The organism is Lacinutrix sp. MEBiC02404, from assembly GCF_053601575.1.
Genome location: NZ_JBSHNV010000141.1, coordinates 118,211 through 137,029 on the forward strand (window position 1 = coordinate 118,211; position 18,819 = coordinate 137,029).

At 31.9% G+C, this 18,819-nt stretch carries 19 protein-coding genes and 1 other RNA gene; 9 read left to right on the forward strand and 11 right to left on the reverse strand.

Annotated features, from left to right (window positions below):
- Positions 1-49: 49 nt before the first annotated feature.
- From ACVCXO_RS04300 to ACVCXO_RS04310, 3 genes are read right to left on the reverse strand one after another with little or no spacing between them, the layout of a single operon-like run.
- Positions 50-1,948, reverse strand: a complete 1,899-nt coding sequence (locus tag ACVCXO_RS04300; RefSeq protein ID WP_452228364.1) for a T9SS type A sorting domain-containing protein — start codon at positions 1,946-1,948, stop codon at positions 50-52.
- 58 nt (positions 1,949-2,006) lie between these two features.
- Complete coding sequence (locus ACVCXO_RS04305) at positions 2,007-2,372, reverse strand: hypothetical protein (protein WP_452228365.1); 366 nt, start codon at positions 2,370-2,372, stop codon at positions 2,007-2,009.
- A complete protein-coding gene (locus ACVCXO_RS04310) occupies positions 2,359-2,865 on the reverse strand; it encodes a hypothetical protein (RefSeq protein WP_452228366.1) in 507 nt (168 codons plus the stop codon). The genes ACVCXO_RS04305 and ACVCXO_RS04310 overlap by 14 nt, the downstream gene beginning before the upstream one ends.
- A gap of 108 nt (positions 2,866-2,973) precedes the next feature.
- Here ACVCXO_RS04310 and ACVCXO_RS04315 point away from each other — a divergent pair, with 108 nt between their 5' ends.
- Positions 2,974-3,165, forward strand: coding sequence for a hypothetical protein (locus ACVCXO_RS04315; RefSeq protein ID WP_452228367.1), 192 nt, complete (start codon positions 2,974-2,976; stop codon positions 3,163-3,165).
- Complete coding sequence (locus ACVCXO_RS04320; protein WP_452228368.1) at positions 3,155-3,709, forward strand: DNA mismatch repair protein MutS; 555 nt, start codon at positions 3,155-3,157, stop codon at positions 3,707-3,709. The genes ACVCXO_RS04315 and ACVCXO_RS04320 overlap by 11 nt, the downstream gene beginning before the upstream one ends.
- On the opposite strand, the gene ACVCXO_RS04325 is transcribed toward ACVCXO_RS04320, so the two are convergent.
- A complete protein-coding gene (locus tag ACVCXO_RS04325) occupies positions 3,706-4,644 on the reverse strand; it encodes a hypothetical protein (RefSeq protein WP_452228369.1) in 939 nt (312 codons plus the stop codon). The genes ACVCXO_RS04320 and ACVCXO_RS04325 overlap by 4 nt on opposite strands.
- Positions 4,645-4,756: 112 nt before the next feature.
- On the opposite strand from ACVCXO_RS04325, the gene ACVCXO_RS04330 reads away from it, so the two are divergent.
- Entirely contained in the window at positions 4,757-5,899 is a 1,143-nt protein-coding gene (locus tag ACVCXO_RS04330) for a cysteine desulfurase family protein (protein ID WP_452228370.1), read from the forward strand.
- A gap of 161 nt (positions 5,900-6,060) precedes the next feature.
- Here the strand turns inward: ACVCXO_RS04330 and ACVCXO_RS04335 are convergent, their stop codons facing one another.
- The 4 genes from ACVCXO_RS04335 to ACVCXO_RS04350 form a co-directional block, all read right to left on the reverse strand.
- Positions 6,061-6,564: a hypothetical protein gene (locus ACVCXO_RS04335; RefSeq protein WP_452228371.1), complete on the reverse strand. Its 504-nt coding sequence runs from the start codon at positions 6,562-6,564 to the stop codon at positions 6,061-6,063.
- A 119-nt stretch (positions 6,565-6,683) separates the two neighbouring features.
- Complete coding sequence (locus tag ACVCXO_RS04340) at positions 6,684-7,058, reverse strand: hypothetical protein (protein WP_452228372.1); 375 nt, start codon at positions 7,056-7,058, stop codon at positions 6,684-6,686.
- Between the two features lie 55 nt (positions 7,059-7,113).
- Positions 7,114-9,522 (reverse strand): TonB-dependent receptor, encoded by a 2,409-nt coding sequence (locus tag ACVCXO_RS04345; protein WP_452228415.1) that lies wholly within the window; start codon positions 9,520-9,522, stop codon positions 7,114-7,116.
- A gap of 66 nt (positions 9,523-9,588) precedes the next feature.
- Entirely contained in the window at positions 9,589-11,220 is a 1,632-nt protein-coding gene (locus tag ACVCXO_RS04350) for a M23 family metallopeptidase (RefSeq protein ID WP_452228373.1), read from the reverse strand.
- Between the two features lie 311 nt (positions 11,221-11,531).
- Between ACVCXO_RS04350 and ACVCXO_RS04355 the strand changes: the two genes are divergently transcribed.
- The 4 genes from ACVCXO_RS04355 (at position 11,532) to rny (ending at position 13,927) form a co-directional block, all read left to right on the forward strand.
- Positions 11,532-11,822: a hypothetical protein gene (locus ACVCXO_RS04355; protein WP_452228374.1), complete on the forward strand. Its 291-nt coding sequence runs from the start codon at positions 11,532-11,534 to the stop codon at positions 11,820-11,822.
- Positions 11,823-11,836: 14 nt separating this feature from the next.
- The gene (locus ACVCXO_RS04360) at positions 11,837-12,130 is read left to right on the forward strand and encodes a cell division protein ZapA (RefSeq protein WP_452228375.1); all 294 of its coding nucleotides are present in this window, start codon (positions 11,837-11,839) and stop codon (positions 12,128-12,130) included.
- Positions 12,131-12,187: 57 nt separating this feature from the next.
- A non-coding RNA gene (gene ssrS / locus ACVCXO_RS04365) (6S RNA) lies at positions 12,188-12,294 on the forward strand.
- A gap of 58 nt (positions 12,295-12,352) precedes the next feature.
- Positions 12,353-13,927 carry a ribonuclease Y gene (rny, locus tag ACVCXO_RS04370; protein WP_452228376.1) on the forward strand — a complete coding sequence of 525 codons (1,575 nt, stop codon included), beginning with the start codon at positions 12,353-12,355 and terminating at the stop codon, positions 13,925-13,927.
- A 43-nt stretch (positions 13,928-13,970) separates the two neighbouring features.
- On the opposite strand, the gene ACVCXO_RS04375 is transcribed toward rny, so the two are convergent.
- The 3 genes from ACVCXO_RS04375 to xerD form a co-directional block, all read right to left on the reverse strand.
- Positions 13,971-15,128 (reverse strand): sensor histidine kinase, encoded by a 1,158-nt coding sequence (locus ACVCXO_RS04375; RefSeq protein ID WP_452228377.1) that lies wholly within the window; start codon positions 15,126-15,128, stop codon positions 13,971-13,973.
- Positions 15,129-15,332: 204 nt separating this feature from the next.
- The gene (locus ACVCXO_RS04380) at positions 15,333-16,478 is read right to left on the reverse strand and encodes a sensor histidine kinase (protein ID WP_452228378.1); all 1,146 of its coding nucleotides are present in this window, start codon (positions 16,476-16,478) and stop codon (positions 15,333-15,335) included.
- A 117-nt stretch (positions 16,479-16,595) separates the two neighbouring features.
- Entirely contained in the window at positions 16,596-17,501 is a 906-nt protein-coding gene (gene xerD / locus ACVCXO_RS04385) for a site-specific tyrosine recombinase XerD (RefSeq protein ID WP_452228379.1), read from the reverse strand.
- A gap of 162 nt (positions 17,502-17,663) precedes the next feature.
- On the opposite strand from xerD, the gene ACVCXO_RS04390 reads away from it, so the two are divergent.
- Both ACVCXO_RS04390 and aroQ read left to right on the forward strand, forming a co-directional pair.
- Complete coding sequence (locus tag ACVCXO_RS04390; RefSeq protein ID WP_452228380.1) at positions 17,664-18,257, forward strand: outer membrane beta-barrel protein; 594 nt, start codon at positions 17,664-17,666, stop codon at positions 18,255-18,257.
- A gap of 75 nt (positions 18,258-18,332) precedes the next feature.
- Positions 18,333-18,749 (forward strand): type II 3-dehydroquinate dehydratase, encoded by a 417-nt coding sequence (aroQ, locus tag ACVCXO_RS04395; RefSeq protein WP_452228381.1) that lies wholly within the window; start codon positions 18,333-18,335, stop codon positions 18,747-18,749.
- Positions 18,750-18,819: the final 70 nt, after the last annotated feature.

Consider the following 18,819-nt stretch of genomic DNA (forward strand, 5'->3'; position numbering starts at 1 on the left):
AAAAGCCAATGGTGAACCATTGGCTTTTTCAAATATATAGAAGTTTCGTTTATTTTTTCTGTGAAACGATTACTTTTTTACTCATTGTGCTTTGATTAGCAAAAGTTACTTTAGTGATATAAATACCTTCACTTAAGTTTTTAGTAGAGAATGTATATCTATCTTTAACAGATAAATTATTTTCGTTAAATATTCTTTTTCCGGAAACATCCAACAAAGAAACCGTTGTCACCTCTAATTGGTTAGGGTTTAAAATCGTTAGTTGTGCTGTGTTATTATTTTGCATTACTAAGAAATCTTTGTCGTTAAATGCTTCTGAACTTAAGGCATTGGATTGAAATGTTATTTCAAATCGATCGGTATAATTACCTTGCTCTAAAGTAATTTCATAAGCGTGCTCTTGTAAATTAATATATAGATCACGTGTTTTATCGTGAATATATATAGGCTGACTTGTAGCGAAATTTTGAACATCATAAATACCAAATCGTACCAATTGGGGATTATTTATGTTTACTAGTAATGGAATTTTTAATGTTTCGTCATAATTAAATGCTTGTATAGCATACGGAGTTTCATCAAGAATCCAATTTGCATCCGAACTTGTTTGTTCTGAAATTTGCGCTTCTAAACCATAGTCAAAACCATCTGTTGCTGTATGGTGAAAATTCATTAATAATTGTCTTGTGTACGAATCATTTCCATTATTGTCAAAACCTACATTAATTCTGAAACGTTTAAAATCTTCTGGAACTATGTTATAGCCATCCGTATTGTATTCTGTATCTGTTCGTGTATTGGAAGAAGTGTCTACGGTTCTAAAAAACTCACTATTAGCCCCAGATTGTTTGTAGAAAACTCTTTGAGAATTTGAGAAAATTACGCTAGTTGCACTAGCAGTACCTTCCATCATGAATCCTTGTCCAACAGGAATATATCTCCTTCCTGTTTTTGGAGCTGCGTTCGTTATAGGAGGAGTACCAGCTACGGTACCATCTAATAAATACATTCTAAAAGCAGCAGGAACAAAAGAGTCCGTAATTGTATCATCTGTAAGGTCTGCAGGAGTACCATTATCATTTACCGTTGCAATGGTGTATATACCATATCCACCAACATAATTAGATAAAACATGAGATGTTGCTCCCGGTTGTTGTTCCCAATATTTTATTGCTCCAGTTGTGTTCGTTATATTTTGAGGGTTATGTAAAAAATAATAGGCATCTAAAGCAGAAGGATATGGATTACCAACTAGAGTTTCTCTATTTGGGTTTAATGTAACTGCTATATCTCCATTGTTTGGTTTTCCTCTAAAATCATATTTTTGAGCGCCGCTCGGGTTTCCTTTCATAGAAAAACCATAACCAGAAAGCAAAGTGCCGTTTTCATCTCCACCTGCAGGTAAAGGACCGGTTACACCTAAACCACGCCAATCACCATAAGCATCAATTGGAGCTGTTGAACTTAAGCCGATAAAAGTATATAACCAATAACTAGAAATTTGTGTGGCAGTACCATCATAACCTGTAACAAAGCCGTAAGGAGTTGTATTTGTAGGAAGAGGCCCAGTTTCAAGATAAAAACTATTACTAGGCATAAAACTGGAGTTTCCAGTAGCGGCTAAATTTTGACCTACAGGAGAAGCCCAATAATTATACATATACGTATTAGAATTACCAGTCTGCTGCACACTAAGTTGTCCATTTCCAGTATTTGTACTTGTTGTAGTTGCATTACTTTGTAATAACTGTGCATCATTACGAAGATAGATGTGGCCGTTTGTGTTTAAATTAACATCATCTGTTACATAAAGAGGTGCCACATTTGGTCCGCTAGCAAAAGCGGTTCCATCTACATATACATAACTTCCGTTACTCACGTATAAATCAGATTGTGCAAAGGTTATACTGCAAATAGTAGATAGAAGTAAGGTGTATAAATATTTCATGAGGGTATTATTTACTTTTTAAATGGAATAATAAAAGTGTTATCATCTAATGCGACGTCTAATTGCTTTTAGTCGCAGTTGCTGTTGTTAGAACAAGTTTATCAGATCTAGTTATAGGAGTTAGAATAACCTTGTCTTTTGAAAGTCTTTTTTTGTTCACTATAACAGCAGTAGGTTCGACATTTATATAAAACACTGTTCCGCGGTTTCTTATTGTTTTTAAAAGAGGAATTATTTTTGGTATCTTTATATTAGACTTAAAGGAAGTTTCTGCTTTTTCAGCAGTAGCTACAACATTCTTTATTTCACTATTTTGACGTTCAGCTGCAAAATTAGGAATAGTTTTAACCTGTGAAAATGTAATATTCACAGAAAAAAGGAATAAAGTACCAATTAGAACTTTTATGATTTTAGTAAAATGCATAGTATATAAATTGATGATTATTTAAATTGTATCCTGTATAATTTGCAAAATGGAAAATAAATTGGCCATTTCGAGCCTCAATCGTTGTTACTAAATCACCATAATCAGGTAAAGGAGAAAGGTTTCCTCCCCAAGTTACTGTACATGTGCTAGTAGTTGTACAATCAGAATCAAGCAACGTTAAAGTGGAATAACCTGCAGGAATATTAAAGAGTCCGCTATAGTATTTACCCATTTTTGTTGTTTGAGTTGTATTTAATAGTCTTAAGCCCCAGGTAGGAGAATTTCCTGCACCTTCCGATAATAATATTTGTTTTGAAATTCCAGCTAAATTGTTTGGCATTAAAGCACGAGAGAACTTTACATTTCCTACTACGTCCAAAGACTCTGAAGGCGTAGTTGTACCAATACCAACTTGGGCAGTAATTGTAAAGGTAAATAGTAGGCAAAGAATTAAGATTTGGGACTGCACAGATTTAGTAATATTTTTCATAATACAGTTTTATTTTAGGGTTCTTCTACTAAATCTAGTTAAAAATCATTAGAGATGTGATTTATATTGGTTATTTTCGACCAAAAGTATTAATGCATCGTTTATTATATGTTTTCATCTAAATATCTAAGTTATATATTGATTTTAATTGGTTGTTTTGTAGCGATTTATGCGCAAGCGGAAGCGCAACAAAATACATTGGTTTTAGTTTTAGGAATTGTATTATTAATGTTTGGTTTGTATAGAGTTTATAGTACTATACCGAATAAAAAAGAGGAAGAAGAAAAAGATGAGTTTTAAAATTGGTGATTTTGTGTTTGTTTTAGATGACGATTTATCTGGTGAAATAGCTAAAATTTCAAAGGATACGATTACCATTTTAACCGAAGATGGTTTTGAATTAGACTTTACTAGTAAGGAACTGATAAAGCAAGAAAAATCGAATGCTTTAAATCAAAATGTTTTTAAGAATAATTCTTTTCAAAATGTAGTTTCCGAAAAGGAATCAAAGAAAAGAAAACAAGTAACCAAAAAGCCTAAAGAGCGCTACGAACCTACTTTTGAAGTAGACTTACATATACATCATTTAACAAATTCTTCTAGAGGAATGTCAAACCACGACATGTTAAACTTGCAGTTAGATACTGCAAAAAGGCAGTTAGAATTTGCCATACATAAACGCATGCAAAAAATGGTTTTTATTCATGGCGTAGGAGAAGGCGTTTTAAAAATGGAATTGGCGTATCTTTTTGGTAGATATAATGTGAAATATTATGAAGCTAATTACCAAAAATATGGATTAGGAGCTACAGAAGTTTACATCTACCAAAATAGTAATTCTTAAGGGAAAGGTATATCTTCTACCGTTCTTTCTGTGGTTAAACTGCTGTCTTCCAGAGTTCCAAAATCTAAAAAGTCATAGGTAATAGAAGGAAGTTCTATGCTTCTTAGTTCTATGGTGATTTTAAAAACTTGTTCTATATCGTGATCTTTATATGCGGTTGCTGGAACGGTATTAGCGACTTCATCATTTAAATAATCCGCAACTGTAATTAAAGGATTCGTACCTGTAAAATCGTTGGAAGGATCTTCGTCTTGCGAATCGTTTTCTTCATCTATAGTTTCTACACCATCATTGTCATCATCTGTATCCAAATAATTTGGTATTCCGTCGCCATCTGTATCTAAAGGGTTCGTTATAGGATCTTCATCTCCATCCGCATCGGTCGTATCAATTTCTAAGCGGGTAAGTACGTTGTCGCCATCATCATCTTCATCTAAATAATTTGGGATACCGTCTCCATCACTATCATCGTCTGTTAAATCGCCATTCAAATTAATATCTTCCATTTCTGCAGGAATACCATCGTTGTCATCTTCAACAAGTGAAACATATATAGTTGCCGTTCCTGTGGTGCTTTCTTCATCATTGGTAATAAGGATTGAAGAAGAAGGTACATCGTTACAAAAGAAATCTGTTGGTGTGGTGTTGTATCTTCTATAATTAAATAGGTTAGTGGTTCCGTTAATGGTGAATTCTTCTTCATTATAGGTTAAAGTACCGTCGGTTTCTATTTCTAGTAAATCTGCTAAGGTTAATGCTGTAGAAGTAATTTGTAAAGAAAGCGATTCTGCTGGGTCTTCTTTTATTTTATAAAACACCAATTCGCCGCAAGCGGAAAAAGTATCTTCAAAATCTAATTCTTCCGTAATTATATCTCCATCGTCACAAGAAATAAATATAAAAAGAGATAAAAAAACAAAAAGTAACTTTTTCATAGCAATGTAATTTTTGAACAAAAATAATAGAATTGTTAAACTTATAACGATGCTTCTTGTTAATAATTTTAATTCCTCTATTTTTGTTGCTTCTAACAAACCATTCTTATTTATGAAAACCGTTTATTTTGATAGTGCTGCAACAACTCAAGTTCGAGATGAAGTAATAAAAGATATGCAAGATGTTCTTGCTACGCACTATGGTAATCCATCATCAACACACGCATTTGGGCGTTCTTCAAAAGCTATTATAGAAACAGCAAGAAAAACCATTGCGAAGCAATTGCATGCATTACCTCAAGAAATTATTTTTACTTCTGGAGGTACAGAAGCAGATAACATGATTCTGCGTTGCGCGGTTAGAGATGGTAATGTAACCACTATTATTACTTCTCCAATAGAACATCATGCCGTTTTGCATACTGTTGAAGAATTAAGAAATGAATATAATGTAACCATAGAGTATGTGAAATTACAACAATGTGGAACGCCAGATTACGAAGATTTGGAAAGATTACTATCTGCTAATGATGAGCGTAAATTGGTAAGTTTAATGCATGTTAATAATGAGATTGGTAATATTCTAGATATAGATAAGGTTGCTGCATTATGCCAAACCAATAATGCCCTTTTTCATAGTGATACGGTACAATCTATTGGTCATTTTGAATGGAATGTACAAGAAACTCCTATTGATTTTATGACTGCTGCTGCACATAAATTTCACGGGCCAAAAGGAATTGGCTTTGCTTATATACGTAAAAACAGCAATTTTAAGCCACTTATTTTTGGAGGATCTCAAGAACGTGGTTATAGAGCAGGAACAGAACCTGTGCATGCTATTAAAGGTTTAGAAACCGCTTTTAAACTAGCATATCAAAACCTAGAGGAAGAGCGTGCTTATATACAAGATTTAAAAGACTATTTTAAAGTGGTACTTAAAAAGGCTATTCCAGGAGTAAAATATAATGGTAATTGTGAAGATCAAGTAAAAAGCACCTATACTTTAATAAATGTATGTTTGCCAATGAGTGCTGAAAAAGCATTGACCTTGCAATTTCAAATGGATTTAAAAGGAATTGCTTGTTCTAAAGGTTCTGCTTGTCAAAGTGGAAGTGGAAAAGGATCTCATGTTTTAGCGCAAATCTTAGAGGAAGAAGATATACAAAAGCCATCTATTCGATTTTCTTTTTGTAAATACAATACGAAAGAAGAGATTGATTATGCTATTGGTGTTTTAAAGGAGTTTGTATAAATATATTTGTAAGCCTAATTACTATTTTTTTTTAGATAAAAAGTGCTTCGCCTTTAGTGTCAAACCATCCAAGTTTTATTGCAGATTTATCAAATTATAAAACATAAAAAAACCTTCAGAAATTATTTTCCTGAAGGTTTTTTATTTCAATTAATCAACACTTAAGCAGCTTGTTCTTTTTTATGTAGTCTGCTTTTAATTTTAGTTTCCCATTTTTCTAGAAGCGGAACTTCATTCGTCATTTCAATGTTTACATCTACATTGTAAAACTCTAATACTTCTTTTGCTTTATTCGAATTTTTATAACCAATAACCAAATCGATTTTATCGGTTTCCGTTTTAAAAACTTTATTGCTTTTAAAGGTTCTATTGGTTCTAACGATTTCACAAGAAGCTATTTCTTCTACATCTATAATAATAGTGTTATGTTCTTCATTAACTATTTTAGAATAGATTAATTTGTTTTGTGTTTCATCTAATGCAATAGCATAGTAGGATCCCCAAAAGTCAGGTTCTGTTACATTTAAATTGTTTTTTTGTGCTTCGTCTATAAAGCCTTTTTTAGATTTTTTCTTTTTACTCGTTTGTGATCTTTGTATGAATACAATTGGTATAGTTATAATAAGAACAATTACAATTCCGATAATGGTGCTAATGGATTCCATAAATTTATTTTTTTATTTGATTATAAGTGGAAATTCTTGGCTGAAAACCAAGGATAAATAAGGTGACAGCTAATTCCTTTTTAGAAAATTAGTTGTTCGAATAAATAAAAAAATAGGTTTTATGAAAATGTATGGAAAGGGTAGAGTAGTGCTTCCAAATCTAATCCAGGATGGATGTTTACACTACGATATACGTATTGTTTGTCTTTCGTTACGGTGTAGTTTTCCACATACTTAAAAAGTGGAAATTGTGCTTTTAGCTTTTCAGATTCAAAATTGAAAGTATTGGAACTAGCAATATCTACGAGTGGTTCTAAATCTGGAAATACAGAAAGCTCAGGTGTTTTAGCGTCCGAATGATTATGGGAAACATCCTGATGTTGACTACTATCTGAAACAACATCTATGACAAGATTTTGTATAGAAATGCTGATGCTTAAACTATAAGCAAGCAGCAGGCATAAAGCCGTTAAATTTCTAAACATTTGTTTCATGAAGGCAAAATTACTACTGTTTTTAATTCGGTATTAAAAAAATATGTTAAATTTTTTAAAACTTCATATTTAGTCTCACATTAAAAACTCTTGGTGTCAAGTAGTTTGGTATTGCATATTGTCGTTTGCTGTATACATCTCTAACCCAAGTGTTTGTAATAGAGTTTTGTACATCGAAAATATTAAATATTTCAATACCTAAAGCAAGTTCTTTAAATGGTTTTTTCCAGCCAGATTCAAACTGCTTTTTGTCGTCTACAAGTACATATTGCACCCCTAAATCTGCACGTTTATAATCTGGTAAACGGTTTTGATATACATAAGGATCTGCATAACTTGGTGAACCACCAGGAAGTCCTGTGTTATACACTAAGTTTAAATACATTTTTAAGTTTGGCATTGTTGGTACGTAATCTTGAAACAATGCTGCAAATTTTAAACGTTGGTCTGTTGGTCTTGCAATATAGCCACGACCATCAATATTTTCTTCGGTTTTTAAATAACCAAAACTAAACCAAGATTCTGTTCCAGGAACAAACTCCCCGTTTAGTCTTAAATCTAAACCATACGAATAGGCTTCCGCATTATTAGCTGCCGTATAACGTATTCTTACATTTTCAACAGTATATGGATTTACATCATTTAACTTTTTGTAATATGCTTCACTAGTAAGTTTAAATGGTCTATCCCACATTTTAAAACTGTAATCATTTCCTAGTACAAAATGAATAGATTGCTGTGCTTTTACGTTGGGTTGTACTTCTCCGTTTTGGTCTCGTAACTCTCTATAAAAAGGAGGTTGGTAGTAAAAACCGGTTCCAAATCTAAAAAGCATGTCTTTTTTCCAATTCGGTTTTATTGCGACTTGTGCTCTCGGACTAAAAACAGTTTGTGAAGAACTTGCAATACCATCTCCTTGTACATTCCAATTGTGCATTCTTGCTCCGGCATTTAACCAAAGTTCGCTTTCACCAACGGTAAAACGCCTGCTCCATTGCAAATATGCCTGAATTCTATCTATAGAGGTATTGTTGTTTGCTCTAACGTTTTGATAAGCCGTAATAGGACCTTCATTTGGTTGATACGGTTGATTATTGAAATCATCTAGATTTGGCGGATTAATAGTAAATCCAGCAGAATCTACAACTTCCCATTCTACTAATCGATCTCTAATATCTTCGTTGGTATATTTTACAGACCATTCGAAATTGTTGTCGTTAATTTCGTAATCTCCTTTATGCTCAATAGTGGTAATAAGCGCATCTAAATCATTTCTACCATGATTTAATTGTCCGCCAATACCTTCACTAAATTCTACTTCTCCTAAATCTTCGTCACCAATATTTGTATTTACTTCTCCAAGGCGGTATTGTGCAAGAATATCAAAATACTCTTCTTCCGTAGTGTGATATGTAGAAGCTACTAAACTTAAGTTTAAATCGTCATTTACTTTGTAGGTTCCTTGTAATGCACCAAAAAGTGTTTGGTATGCATCTTTTTCTTGCCCTTCATAAAAAACAAGTAAAGCAATAGGATCTGTTAACGTTCCAAAATTGGTTTGTCTTGTTTGTGGTTCGTAATTATATTTGTTTATAGAGGCGTTTCCTAAAAAGCTCAAGCTAAATTTATCTGTAAAATTATAAGTGACATAAGATTGCACGTCTAAAAATTTAGGATCGTAATTGGTTTCTGTTTCTTTTGCGTTTACCAATAAACTATTATCTCTGTAACGTACACCAACAATTCCTGTTAATTTATTGTCATTACTTACGGCTTCTATAGCGATGCTTCCACCAAGTAAGCTTAAATCTGCTGCGATACCAAATTCCGAAGGTTTTCTATAGGTGATATCTAAAACGGAAGAAAGTTTATCTCCATATTTAGCTTGAAATCCTCCAGCAGAAAAATCTACATTCTGCACTAAATCTGTATTTACAAAACTTAAACCTTCTTGTTGTCCCGAGCGAATTAAAAACGGTCTGTATACTTCAATACCATTTACATATACCAGATTTTCGTCATAATTACCACCACGAACGGAGTATTGTGTACTTAATTCGTTATTACTATTTACACCAGGAAGTGTTTTTAATAAGTTTTCTACTCCTGCATTTGCACCCGGAATTCTTCTAATGGTTGCGGGTTTTAGTGTAATAACACCTTGAACGTCTTTTCTTTTTCTTCCCGAAATAACAACCGTCGCAATTTGCTCTATATTGGTTTGCATTACTGGATTGAACTCTATTTCTTCCCCATTTTTTAAGTTAAAAGTGGCAACTGTCTTTTTTAAAGATATATGCGTAAAGGTTACGGTTACATCTTGATTAGCAGGTATTTTTAGAATAAAAAAGCCATTAGCATTTGTTGTGGTTCCAGTATCGTCTACTTGAATGTTTACGTTGTCTACTGGTTTGTTAAATTCATCTAGAATGACACCTCTTAATGTTCCTGTTTGGGCAAACATAAAAAAAGGTAGAAGAATAAATAAAGAAGATAGGAATTGAAATTTAGTATTCAAGATAGTTCGTTTTTATTTTCGGTAAAACATAGTTTCAAATGTAGAATTATTTCCAACATTATCTGTAACAATTAGCTTTAAATTATTTTTTGTTTCCGTGGAAACGGCATCATTAAAGTCGTAAGTTAATGTTTTTGTTTTATAATCGTACTCGGTTAAAATCCATTTCCCGTTTAAAGTAGCTCTGTAATTAGATATTCCAGAACCTTTATCTTCAATTTTAATTTTAAGGAATCGGTACTTGCTTAGCCATTTTCCTTTAGAAAAGTTCTTTGGTGTAATAGTTGGAGCAATGGTATCTGTAGCCAACGCATATTTACCCAATGTTTTTGTGCTAGTAGTTAAAATATTTCCTTTCCTTTTTGTTCGGGAGTATAACGGATAATCATTCCAGCCAACCAATCTTGCAATGTAAACTTTACTGGCATCTTCGGTTTTATAACCACTTAAATCATAACTAATATCAAAATTCCTTTTTGCAGGAATGATATCTTCATGTAGTGTCAATGTATCTTTGGTAACCTTAAAGTCGATAAAAAAGTTATCATAAAAAGTATTACTTCCAATATTTACTTTAACGCGACCATCGTTTAAAGATTCTTCTTGACTAGCTAATATATAAAATGGAGTAGTAGGGTCTTCCAAGGGTAAAACATCCTCCGATTTTAAACCTTTAATATTAATTTGAAGCCAAACCTCATTGTTTTTAATATCGGAAACACGCACTTTGTACACAGAAGAAGTACTATCTTCTACTTCAATATAGCCATCATTGGAAGCATTATTGTACATGCTTAACGGATTATTTTCTTCTATAAAAAGCTTTTGAACCCTTTGTTTCTTCGTTTTATATAGATCATAATCTATTAATCGATTAAGGTGTTTTGTTTCGCTAAACGAAAAGCGCTTAAAATCTAACTCAAAGCATAGATCGCCATTATATCTGGTTTGAATATTATAGACGCCGTTTTTATTGGCTGCCAAATCCTGTCTATCTATAGTTGCAATAGCAAAACCTATTTTACCAAAAGCTTCTAAATTTTCAACAGCATAGGTACCATCTTTATTATCTATTAATCGAAGCTTTTGTTTTATTTTAGACTTGTTTACATGTGCATCTTGACCAATTGGATAGGCATATACTTCTGTAATAATTGGCTTTGTACTGTCTTTTATATCTAATCCGAAAAGTAACGGGTTTATAGGTCTTTCTTCGTTGTCTCTAATTTCGTAATGTAAATGAGGTCCGCCAGAGCCGCCAGTGTTTCCGGAATAAGCAATGATTTCTCCTTTTTCTACTAGGAGTTCTTCCGAGTTTGGAAATAGCTGAATTTCGAAGGATTCCTCTTCGTATTGACGTTTTTTTACATAGGCTTCAATTTCTTTTGAAAAGCTTTGTAAATGACCATAAACGGTAGTATATCCATTAGGATGCGTAACATATAGGGCTTTTCCATAGCCAAAATGAGAAACCTTAATTCTACTAATGTAGCCATTTGCGGTACCGTATACTTTTAAACCTTCCCGCTGTTGCGTTTTTAAATCTATTCCGGAATGAAAATGGTTGGATCGTAGCTCGCCAAAAGTACCGGCGGCAACCAAAGTAATGTCTAAAGGGGATCTAAAATAATCAGTAGGGTACACGCTTTGTGCATTACAGAAAGAGGGGAAAAGCAGAAATAAAATAAATAGAATTCTCATAAAATATATTGTATTGCGAAAGTATTAAATTGAAATGAGCATAACCAAAAAGTTATAATATATTCATTAAAACATTTATAGAAAATTTTCTATAAATATATAGAAAATGAATTTTGTAAGCAAGGATTATAGCAAATAGTACGCCATTGTATTGATATTTAGTGTCTTTCAATATTTTTTAATTTAATTATAAAAAACAATTGCTAATTAGCTTCAGGTATGTTAACTTTGTGAGATAAGTATTGAATTTGTAAATGAGTCATATTGAAGATATTGTAGATGCTTTAGAAAATAAAATTAGCAAAGTGTTGCATAAACAAGACGTTTTAAAACAAGCTAATATAAAACTAGAGCAAGATTTACAGGCATCTAATCAAGAGCTTCTACAAGAAAAACAACACATTGTTGTTTGGCAAGAAAAATATGAAGCACTCAAAATGGCGAATTCTTTGCTTGGCAGTGATAATAATAAAAGAGAAACTAAGCTTAAAATAAATACATTAATTAGGGAGATAGATCATTGTATCGCACAGCTTTCTGAGTAATGAAACATAGTTAAATGGCAGAACAGCTTAAAATAAAGCTATCTATAGCTAATAGAGTATATCCTTTAACCATCAGTCCTAATCAGGAAGAAGGTTTACGTAAAGCAGCCAAGAACATTGAAGCTATGATTACCCAATTTGAGCAAAGTTATTCTGTTAGAGATAAGCAAGATGTATTAGCCATGTGTGCATTACAATTGGCATCACAAACAGAACAAAAAACTATAGATAAAGAGAATGTTAACGAGCATGTAGAAGAGAAGCTTAACGCTTTAAACAACTTACTACAGGAACATTTAAATTTATAATTCGTTCTTTTAAATAAAATAAAGGTTACTGCCTGCATTGATTATTTTTTTTGATAAACTCAACGTTAATTCTTTAAAAAGGGTGAGTTGAAGTTGTAAAAGCGAGCTACCTCGAGTAGATACTTGATCAGCTTGTTAGCCCTAAACTTGTTTTTAAGGAGTTTATACAAAACCATAAATTGATGTAGGCTTTTTTATATAATAAATACTAATTAACTAAACATGGAAAACCCAATTGTATTAGCAATAATAGGCATTGTAATAGGTGTAATTATAGGATACATTATAGCTAAAGCATTAGAAAAAAGTAATGCATCAAAATTAATTAAAGGCGCTAAAAAATCTGCAGCTTCTATTCTAAAAGAAGCAAATAGTGAAGGAGAATCTATAAAGAAAGATAAAATTCTTCAAGCCAAAGAAAAGTTTATTGAATTAAAATCAGAACACGAAAAAGTAATCTTATCTCGCGATAAGAAAATGGCGGAAACAGAGAAACGTATTCGTGATAAAGAATCTCAAATATCTAGTGAGCTTTCCAAAAGTAAAAAATCTAATACAGAAGCAGAAGCTAAAATAAAAGACTATAACCATAGGCTCGATATTATTGAAAAAAAGCAAGAAGAAGTAGATAGGCTGCATAAAAGCCAAATACAACAATTAGAAGTAATTTCTAGTCTTTCTGCAGAAGAAGCAAAAGAGCAGTTAGTAGAATCTTTAAAAGGGGAAGCTAAAAATGATGCAATGGCTTATATTCAGAGCACATTGGAAGAAGCTAAAATGACCGCACAGCAAGAAGCTAAGAAAGTTATTATTAATACCATACAACGTATTGGTACAGAAGAAGCGGTAGATAACTGTGTATCTGTATTTAATATAGAATCAGATGATGTAAAAGGACGTATCATTGGTAGAGAAGGAAGAAATATTCGTGCTATTGAAGCGGCTACAGGAGTAGAGATCATTGTAGATGATACTCCAGAAGCTATTATATTATCTTGTTTTGATTCTGTAAGACGTGAAGTTGCTCGTTTATCTTTACATAAATTAGTTACTGATGGACGTATCCATCCTGCAAGAATTGAAGAAGTAGTAAAGAAAACGCAAAAACAAATAGAACAAGAAATTATCGAGGTTGGTAAACGTACCGTTATCGATTTAGGTATTCATAACTTGCATCCGGAGTTAATTAAAATGGTAGGTAGAATGAAATATCGTTCTTCTTACGGACAAAACTTACTACAACATTCGCGTGAAGTAGCTAAACTTTGTGGAGTAATGGCTGCGGAATTAGGTTTAAACCCTAAACTGGCAAAACGTGCTGGGTTATTACATGATATTGGTAAAGTGCCAGATGCAGAAGCAGATATGGAAACGCCGCACGCTATTCTTGGTATGCAATGGGCTGAAAAGTTTGGTGAAAAAGATGACGTTTGTAATGCTATTGGTGCACATCACGATGAAATAGAGATGACTTCCTTACTTTCTCCTATTATTCAGGTATGTGATGCTATTTCTGGTGCAAGACCAGGTGCTAGAAGACAAGTATTAGACAGTTATATACAACGTTTAAAAGATTTAGAGGATATTGCCTTTGGTTTTCAAGGTGTGAAAAAAGCGTACGCTATTCAAGCTGGACGTGAACTACGAGTAATTGTAGAAAGCGAAAAAGTATCAGATCAAAATGCGGCAGACTTATCGTTTAATATCTCGCAAAAAATACAAACAGATATGACGTATCCTGGACAAGTTAAGGTTACCGTTATACGTGAAACAAGAGCAGTAAATATTGCTAAATAAAAAGAATACTATTTTACAGTAATAAAAAAAGTCTAGCTACGTGCTAGACTTTTTTGTTGGGATATTTTATAGTAAAAGTAGATCCAACGTTTACGGTGCTTTCTACTTCTATTGTGCCATCAAAAGCTTCAATCTGACTCTTGGTAAGATATAGTCCTACGCCTTCCGCGTTTTCATTGTTATGAAACGTTCGGTATAATTCAAAAATATCATTTCCGTATTTATCTAAATCAATACCTAAACCATTATCGGTAATAGTAAGAATGATTTCCTCAGGAGTAATTATAGATTTAATATTTATAATTGGTGTTCTGTCTGGGTGTTTATACTTAATAGTATTAGAAAGTAAGTTTTGTAGGATACTTTGAAAATAGGCAGGATTGTATTCTAAAAATAAATTTGGGTCTATATTGTTAGTAATAGTAATTTCGGTTTTTTTTGTTTTTGTTTTTAAAAAGCGCACCGCATTAACAACATATTCTTTGACATTAATAGTTTGTATGGTTTTGTTTTTAGAAGCGTCTGTTGTAACTATTTTATTTAAATTACTAATAGTTTTGGTTAGTGAATTATTTACGGTTTTAAGATGATTAATAATCTCCTTTTGCTCATTTTCATCTTCGGCTTCCTCATAAAAATTTAATAAACTATCAAAATTAGCAGTATGCGATTTTAGATTATGAGTTACTATTAGCGCAAAATTTCTAAGCCTTTTATTTTGACCTTTTATAATGTTTTGATTCTTTGCTAGTTTTTCTTCTTGTTCTTTCCCTTCACTAATATCTGTGTGCGTACCAATAATTCGAGTCGGTTTGCCGTAAATATCACGCTCAATAATACGACCTCTATCTAGAATCCATTTGTAAGAACCGTCTTTACATTTTATTCGATGTTCGTTAACATAGTCTGGATTTATACCAATAATATGATTGTTAAAATCTTGAAAATAAAGAGCTTTGTCTTCTGGATGAACGCGATCGTTCCATTCTTTGGCGGTTGTTCCTATTTCGTGATCGTCAAAACCTAAAATATGTTTTGATTCTTTAGAATAGAAAACACTTTGGGTTGTTGCATTATAATCCCATGCTCCAATATTGGAATTCTCTAAAGCAAATCGCAAAACCTGTTCTTTAATATCTAATTGGTAATGGTCATTTTCTTTATCAGAAATGGTAGGGTTTAACTTATTTGCGTTATTCATTGTAGGTCTTTAATTAGTTTAGGGGAGTACAAAAATAAGCAACTGTAATGTATTCTTACTTTATTTAATTCGAAAAACAAAAGAAACACGACGAAATGCTTATTTATAGGTTAAAGTGTTTAATTATTGTTGTGTTGTAAGAAATATAGACGATTGTAACAATTAATTGAATAAAAAAGCTAATCTGTTTTTGGTTTGGGAAGATTACATTTTCTTTCTATTTGTTATTGTAATAGTAAAAGTAGTTCCTGTATCTACTTTACTTTTTATAGAAATTTTTCCGCCAAAAGATTCTATTTGGTTTTTAATAAGGTACAATCCAACGCCTTCGGCATCTTCATTATGATGGAACGTTTTATATAGACCAAAAATATCCTTACCAAACTTATTTAAATCGACACCTCTACCATTATCAGAAATGATTAAGTCAATCGCGTGCTGTTTTAAGGTGTAATCAATATTAATTACAGGATTTCTGTCTTTATGTTTATATTTAATAGCGTTTGTAAGTAGGTTTTGAATTACACTTTCAAAATAAGAGAGGTTGTAATAAATAAAATACTTTTCATTTACATTATTAATTACTATGGTATGGCTTTCGTTAATAACAAAATCAAGAGATTTTAAAACATTATTGATTTCTTGAGCAACATAAATGCGCTCTGTTTTTTTGTTATTATTGGCTTGTACAGATACTACTTGGTTTAAATTGTTTATTGTTTTGGTAAGGGAAGTAGAAAGTGTTTTTAAATGTAGCATTAACTCTTTTTTCTCTTCAAGCGTTTCTGCTTCCTCATGAAAATCAAGTAAACTTTCAAAATTACCAACATGTTGTTTTAAATTATGCGTGACTATATGGGCAAAATTCTTTAATTTATTGTTTTGCTCTGTTGCTATATTTAAAGATTCAATTATTTGGTTTTCAGCTACTTTTTGATTGGTTATTTCTGTATGAGTACCAATAATGCGTTTTGCTCTGCCATCCATGGTAAATTCTACTATTTTACCTCTATCCAAAATCCATTTATAACTGTCGTCAGCGCATTTTATTCTATGCTCATTTTCATACATTGATTTTATTCCAGTAAGATGATCTTGAAAGTCTTGAAAATATTTTTTTCTATCATCCGGATGTACTCTATCATTCCAATCATTTATATTGGAACCAAAAGTATCGCTATCTTCAAAACCTAGTATTTTTTTAGATTGATTAGAGAAGAAAACCTTATTCGAATCTAAATCAAATTCCCAAAAACCAATTTTTGTGTATTCTAGTGCAAGCTTCCACTTCGTGTCGTTTCGATCTTGCAAAACATTATTTTCAATAAACCCCTGATTTATAGCATACATATGTATCGTATTTAAAAAAGTTTTAGGGATTTTTTTAAAAATTATTTAAGTCAGTTACAACTTACATAATTCTATTCAAATATAATAAAACATCGATTAATAACAAATTTTTATCGATTAAAAACTCTCATTTCTAGGGTGATACGTATTCATAATATCTTTTAAATGACTTTTATCTACATGCATGTAAATCTCTGTAGTTGTAATACTCTCATGACCTAACATGAGTTGTATTGCTCTTAGATCTGCCCCGTTTTCTAGTAAATGCGTTGCAAAAGAATGTCTAAATGTATGTGGAGATATGTTTTTATTTAAGTCAATTTTCACAGCTAATTGTTTAATTATTGTAAATATCATTGCTCTTGTCAGCTGTTTTCCTCGTCTATTTAAAAATAAAACATCTTGAAATGCTGCTTTTACTGGTGTATGAACTCTTACTTGGTTTTTGTAAATATTAATTATTTTTTGTGTTTCTGGTACAATGGGAACAAAACGTTGTTTATCTCCTTTTCCTGTAACTTTAATAAAACCTTCATCAAAAAATAAATCTGAAATTTTTAAACCAACAAGTTCACTAACTCGCAATCCGCAACTATATAGTGTTTCTAATATGGCACGATTTCTTTCGCCTTGAGGAGTACTTAAATCGATTGCCTCAATTAATGAATTTATATCTTTTTCAGATAATGTATCTGGTAGCTTTCTTCCTATTTTAGGAGATTCTATAAGTTCTAACGGATTGGTTTTAATATAATCTTCAAAAACGAGATAATTAAAAAAGCTTCGTAGTCCAGAGATTATTCTAGATTGTGATCTTGCATTTACTTGTTTGGCAACTTCATAAACAAATTGTTGAATGATTTCAGAAGAAATAGTTAACGGCGATTCTTGTATTTTTTTCTCTTCTAAAAAAGCAATTAGTTTATTAACATCTAGCGCATAGTTATCTATAGAATTTTGAGATAAACCTCGTTCTATCTTTAAATACATTTTATAATCTAAAAGCGCCTGTTGCCATTTCATTGCAGTAAAATTAATCGTTTTTTTTGAATTATTAATTGTATTCTAAACATTAGATGAGTAATTGTTTTTAGTGTTAAAAATGTTAATTAAACGCTAAAGTCAAAGGTAAGATTCGCATTACATAGTATTTTTGCCGACTTAAATATAAAACTCAAATTAATTATGAAAAAATTATTGTTTACAGCTGCTATTGCAGTATTAGGATTTACAAGCGTTAACGCACAAGATGATACAACAACAACTGGCGGTTTTTCTAAAGGAGATATCTTTCTTTCAGGATCTGTTGGTTTTGGTAACGAAACTACAGGAGATGTTAAAGCAAACACATTTATGATTGCTCCAAAAGCAGGATTTTTTGTTTCTGATAACATTGCAGTTGGTGCGAAATTAGGGTATACTTCTTGGAAAGCAGATAATGATGGTACAGATACTGTAGATCAAAATCAATTTTCTGGTGGTGTTTTTGGTAGATATTACATGACTCCATCTAACCAATTTTCTTTATTTGCTGAATTAGGTGTAGATTATACTTCTACAGATAACAAATTAGCAGATGTAAAATCGGATGGCTTTAGTACAGGTTTTGCTCCTGGAATTAGCTATTTCGTTTCAGACAAATTCGCTATCGAAGCTTCTTTTGGTATCTTAGGATATTCTACAGAGAAAGGTGATTTTGATGGTGCTGAGTCTACAGACAACTTTGACTTCGGATTAAACTTTAGCAATATCAACTTTGGTATCGTTTACAATCTATAAGCTAAATAAATTTTTATTTAAGCCGAAGCATTTGCTTCGGCTTTTTTTATGCCTATTTTTTAATATCTTTACTTTATGAAGAAACTCATTATCATTAATGGTCCTAATTTAAATTTATTAGGAACGCGAGAACCAGAAATTTATGGAAGCTTATCTTTTACCGAATTTTTAGAGGAAATAAAAGAAAAGTACCCTAAAGTAGATATAGACTATTATCAATCTAATGTAGAAGGTGAACTTATTAATAAAATACAAGAAGTTGGTTTTAACTATGATGGTATCATATTAAATGCAGCAGCTTACACACATACTTCTGTGGCAATAGGCGATGCTATAAACGCGATAGAAACTCCAGTAGTAGAAGTACATATTTCTAATACCTTTTCTCGTGAAGATTTTAGACACACCTCCTATATTTCTCCAAATGCAAAAGGCGTTATTCTAGGCTTTGGTTTGCAGAGTTATGAATTGGCGATTCAGAGTTTTTTGTAAACTGGTTTAGATGCTGTAAAAGTTCAGGATGACAACATTCGAAATAAAAAATGCGATTCCATATGTATGG

Coding starts and splice junctions, on each gene's coding strand:
- ACVCXO_RS04355 (WP_452228374.1), top strand. CDS start 11,532: ATGAGTCATATTGAAGATATTGTAGATGCTTTAGAAAATAAAATTAGC.
- ACVCXO_RS04325 (WP_452228369.1), bottom strand. CDS start 4,644: ATGAAAAAGTTACTTTTTGTTTTTTTATCTCTTTTTATATTTATTTCT.
- ACVCXO_RS04300 (WP_452228364.1), bottom strand. CDS start 1,948: ATGAAATATTTATACACCTTACTTCTATCTACTATTTGCAGTATAACC.
- xerD (WP_452228379.1), bottom strand. CDS start 17,501: ATGAAATGGCAACAGGCGCTTTTAGATTATAAAATGTATTTAAAGATA.
- ACVCXO_RS04380 (WP_452228378.1), bottom strand. CDS start 16,478: ATGTATGCTATAAATCAGGGGTTTATTGAAAATAATGTTTTGCAAGAT.
- ACVCXO_RS04360 (WP_452228375.1), top strand. CDS start 11,837: ATGGCAGAACAGCTTAAAATAAAGCTATCTATAGCTAATAGAGTATAT.
- ACVCXO_RS04310 (WP_452228366.1), bottom strand. CDS start 2,865: ATGAAAAATATTACTAAATCTGTGCAGTCCCAAATCTTAATTCTTTGC.
- ACVCXO_RS04320 (WP_452228368.1), top strand. CDS start 3,155: ATGAGTTTTAAAATTGGTGATTTTGTGTTTGTTTTAGATGACGATTTA.
- ACVCXO_RS04335 (WP_452228371.1), bottom strand. CDS start 6,564: ATGGAATCCATTAGCACCATTATCGGAATTGTAATTGTTCTTATTATA.
- ACVCXO_RS04305 (WP_452228365.1), bottom strand. CDS start 2,372: ATGCATTTTACTAAAATCATAAAAGTTCTAATTGGTACTTTATTCCTT.
- aroQ (WP_452228381.1), top strand. CDS start 18,333: ATGAAGAAACTCATTATCATTAATGGTCCTAATTTAAATTTATTAGGA.
- ACVCXO_RS04330 (WP_452228370.1), top strand. CDS start 4,757: ATGAAAACCGTTTATTTTGATAGTGCTGCAACAACTCAAGTTCGAGAT.
- ACVCXO_RS04345 (WP_452228415.1), bottom strand. CDS start 9,522: ATGTTTGCCCAAACAGGAACATTAAGAGGTGTCATTCTAGATGAATTT.
- rny (WP_452228376.1), top strand. CDS start 12,353: ATGGAAAACCCAATTGTATTAGCAATAATAGGCATTGTAATAGGTGTA.
- ACVCXO_RS04340 (WP_452228372.1), bottom strand. CDS start 7,058: ATGAAACAAATGTTTAGAAATTTAACGGCTTTATGCCTGCTGCTTGCT.
- ACVCXO_RS04315 (WP_452228367.1), top strand. CDS start 2,974: ATGTTTTCATCTAAATATCTAAGTTATATATTGATTTTAATTGGTTGT.
- ACVCXO_RS04375 (WP_452228377.1), bottom strand. CDS start 15,128: ATGAATAACGCAAATAAGTTAAACCCTACCATTTCTGATAAAGAAAAT.
- ACVCXO_RS04390 (WP_452228380.1), top strand. CDS start 17,664: ATGAAAAAATTATTGTTTACAGCTGCTATTGCAGTATTAGGATTTACA.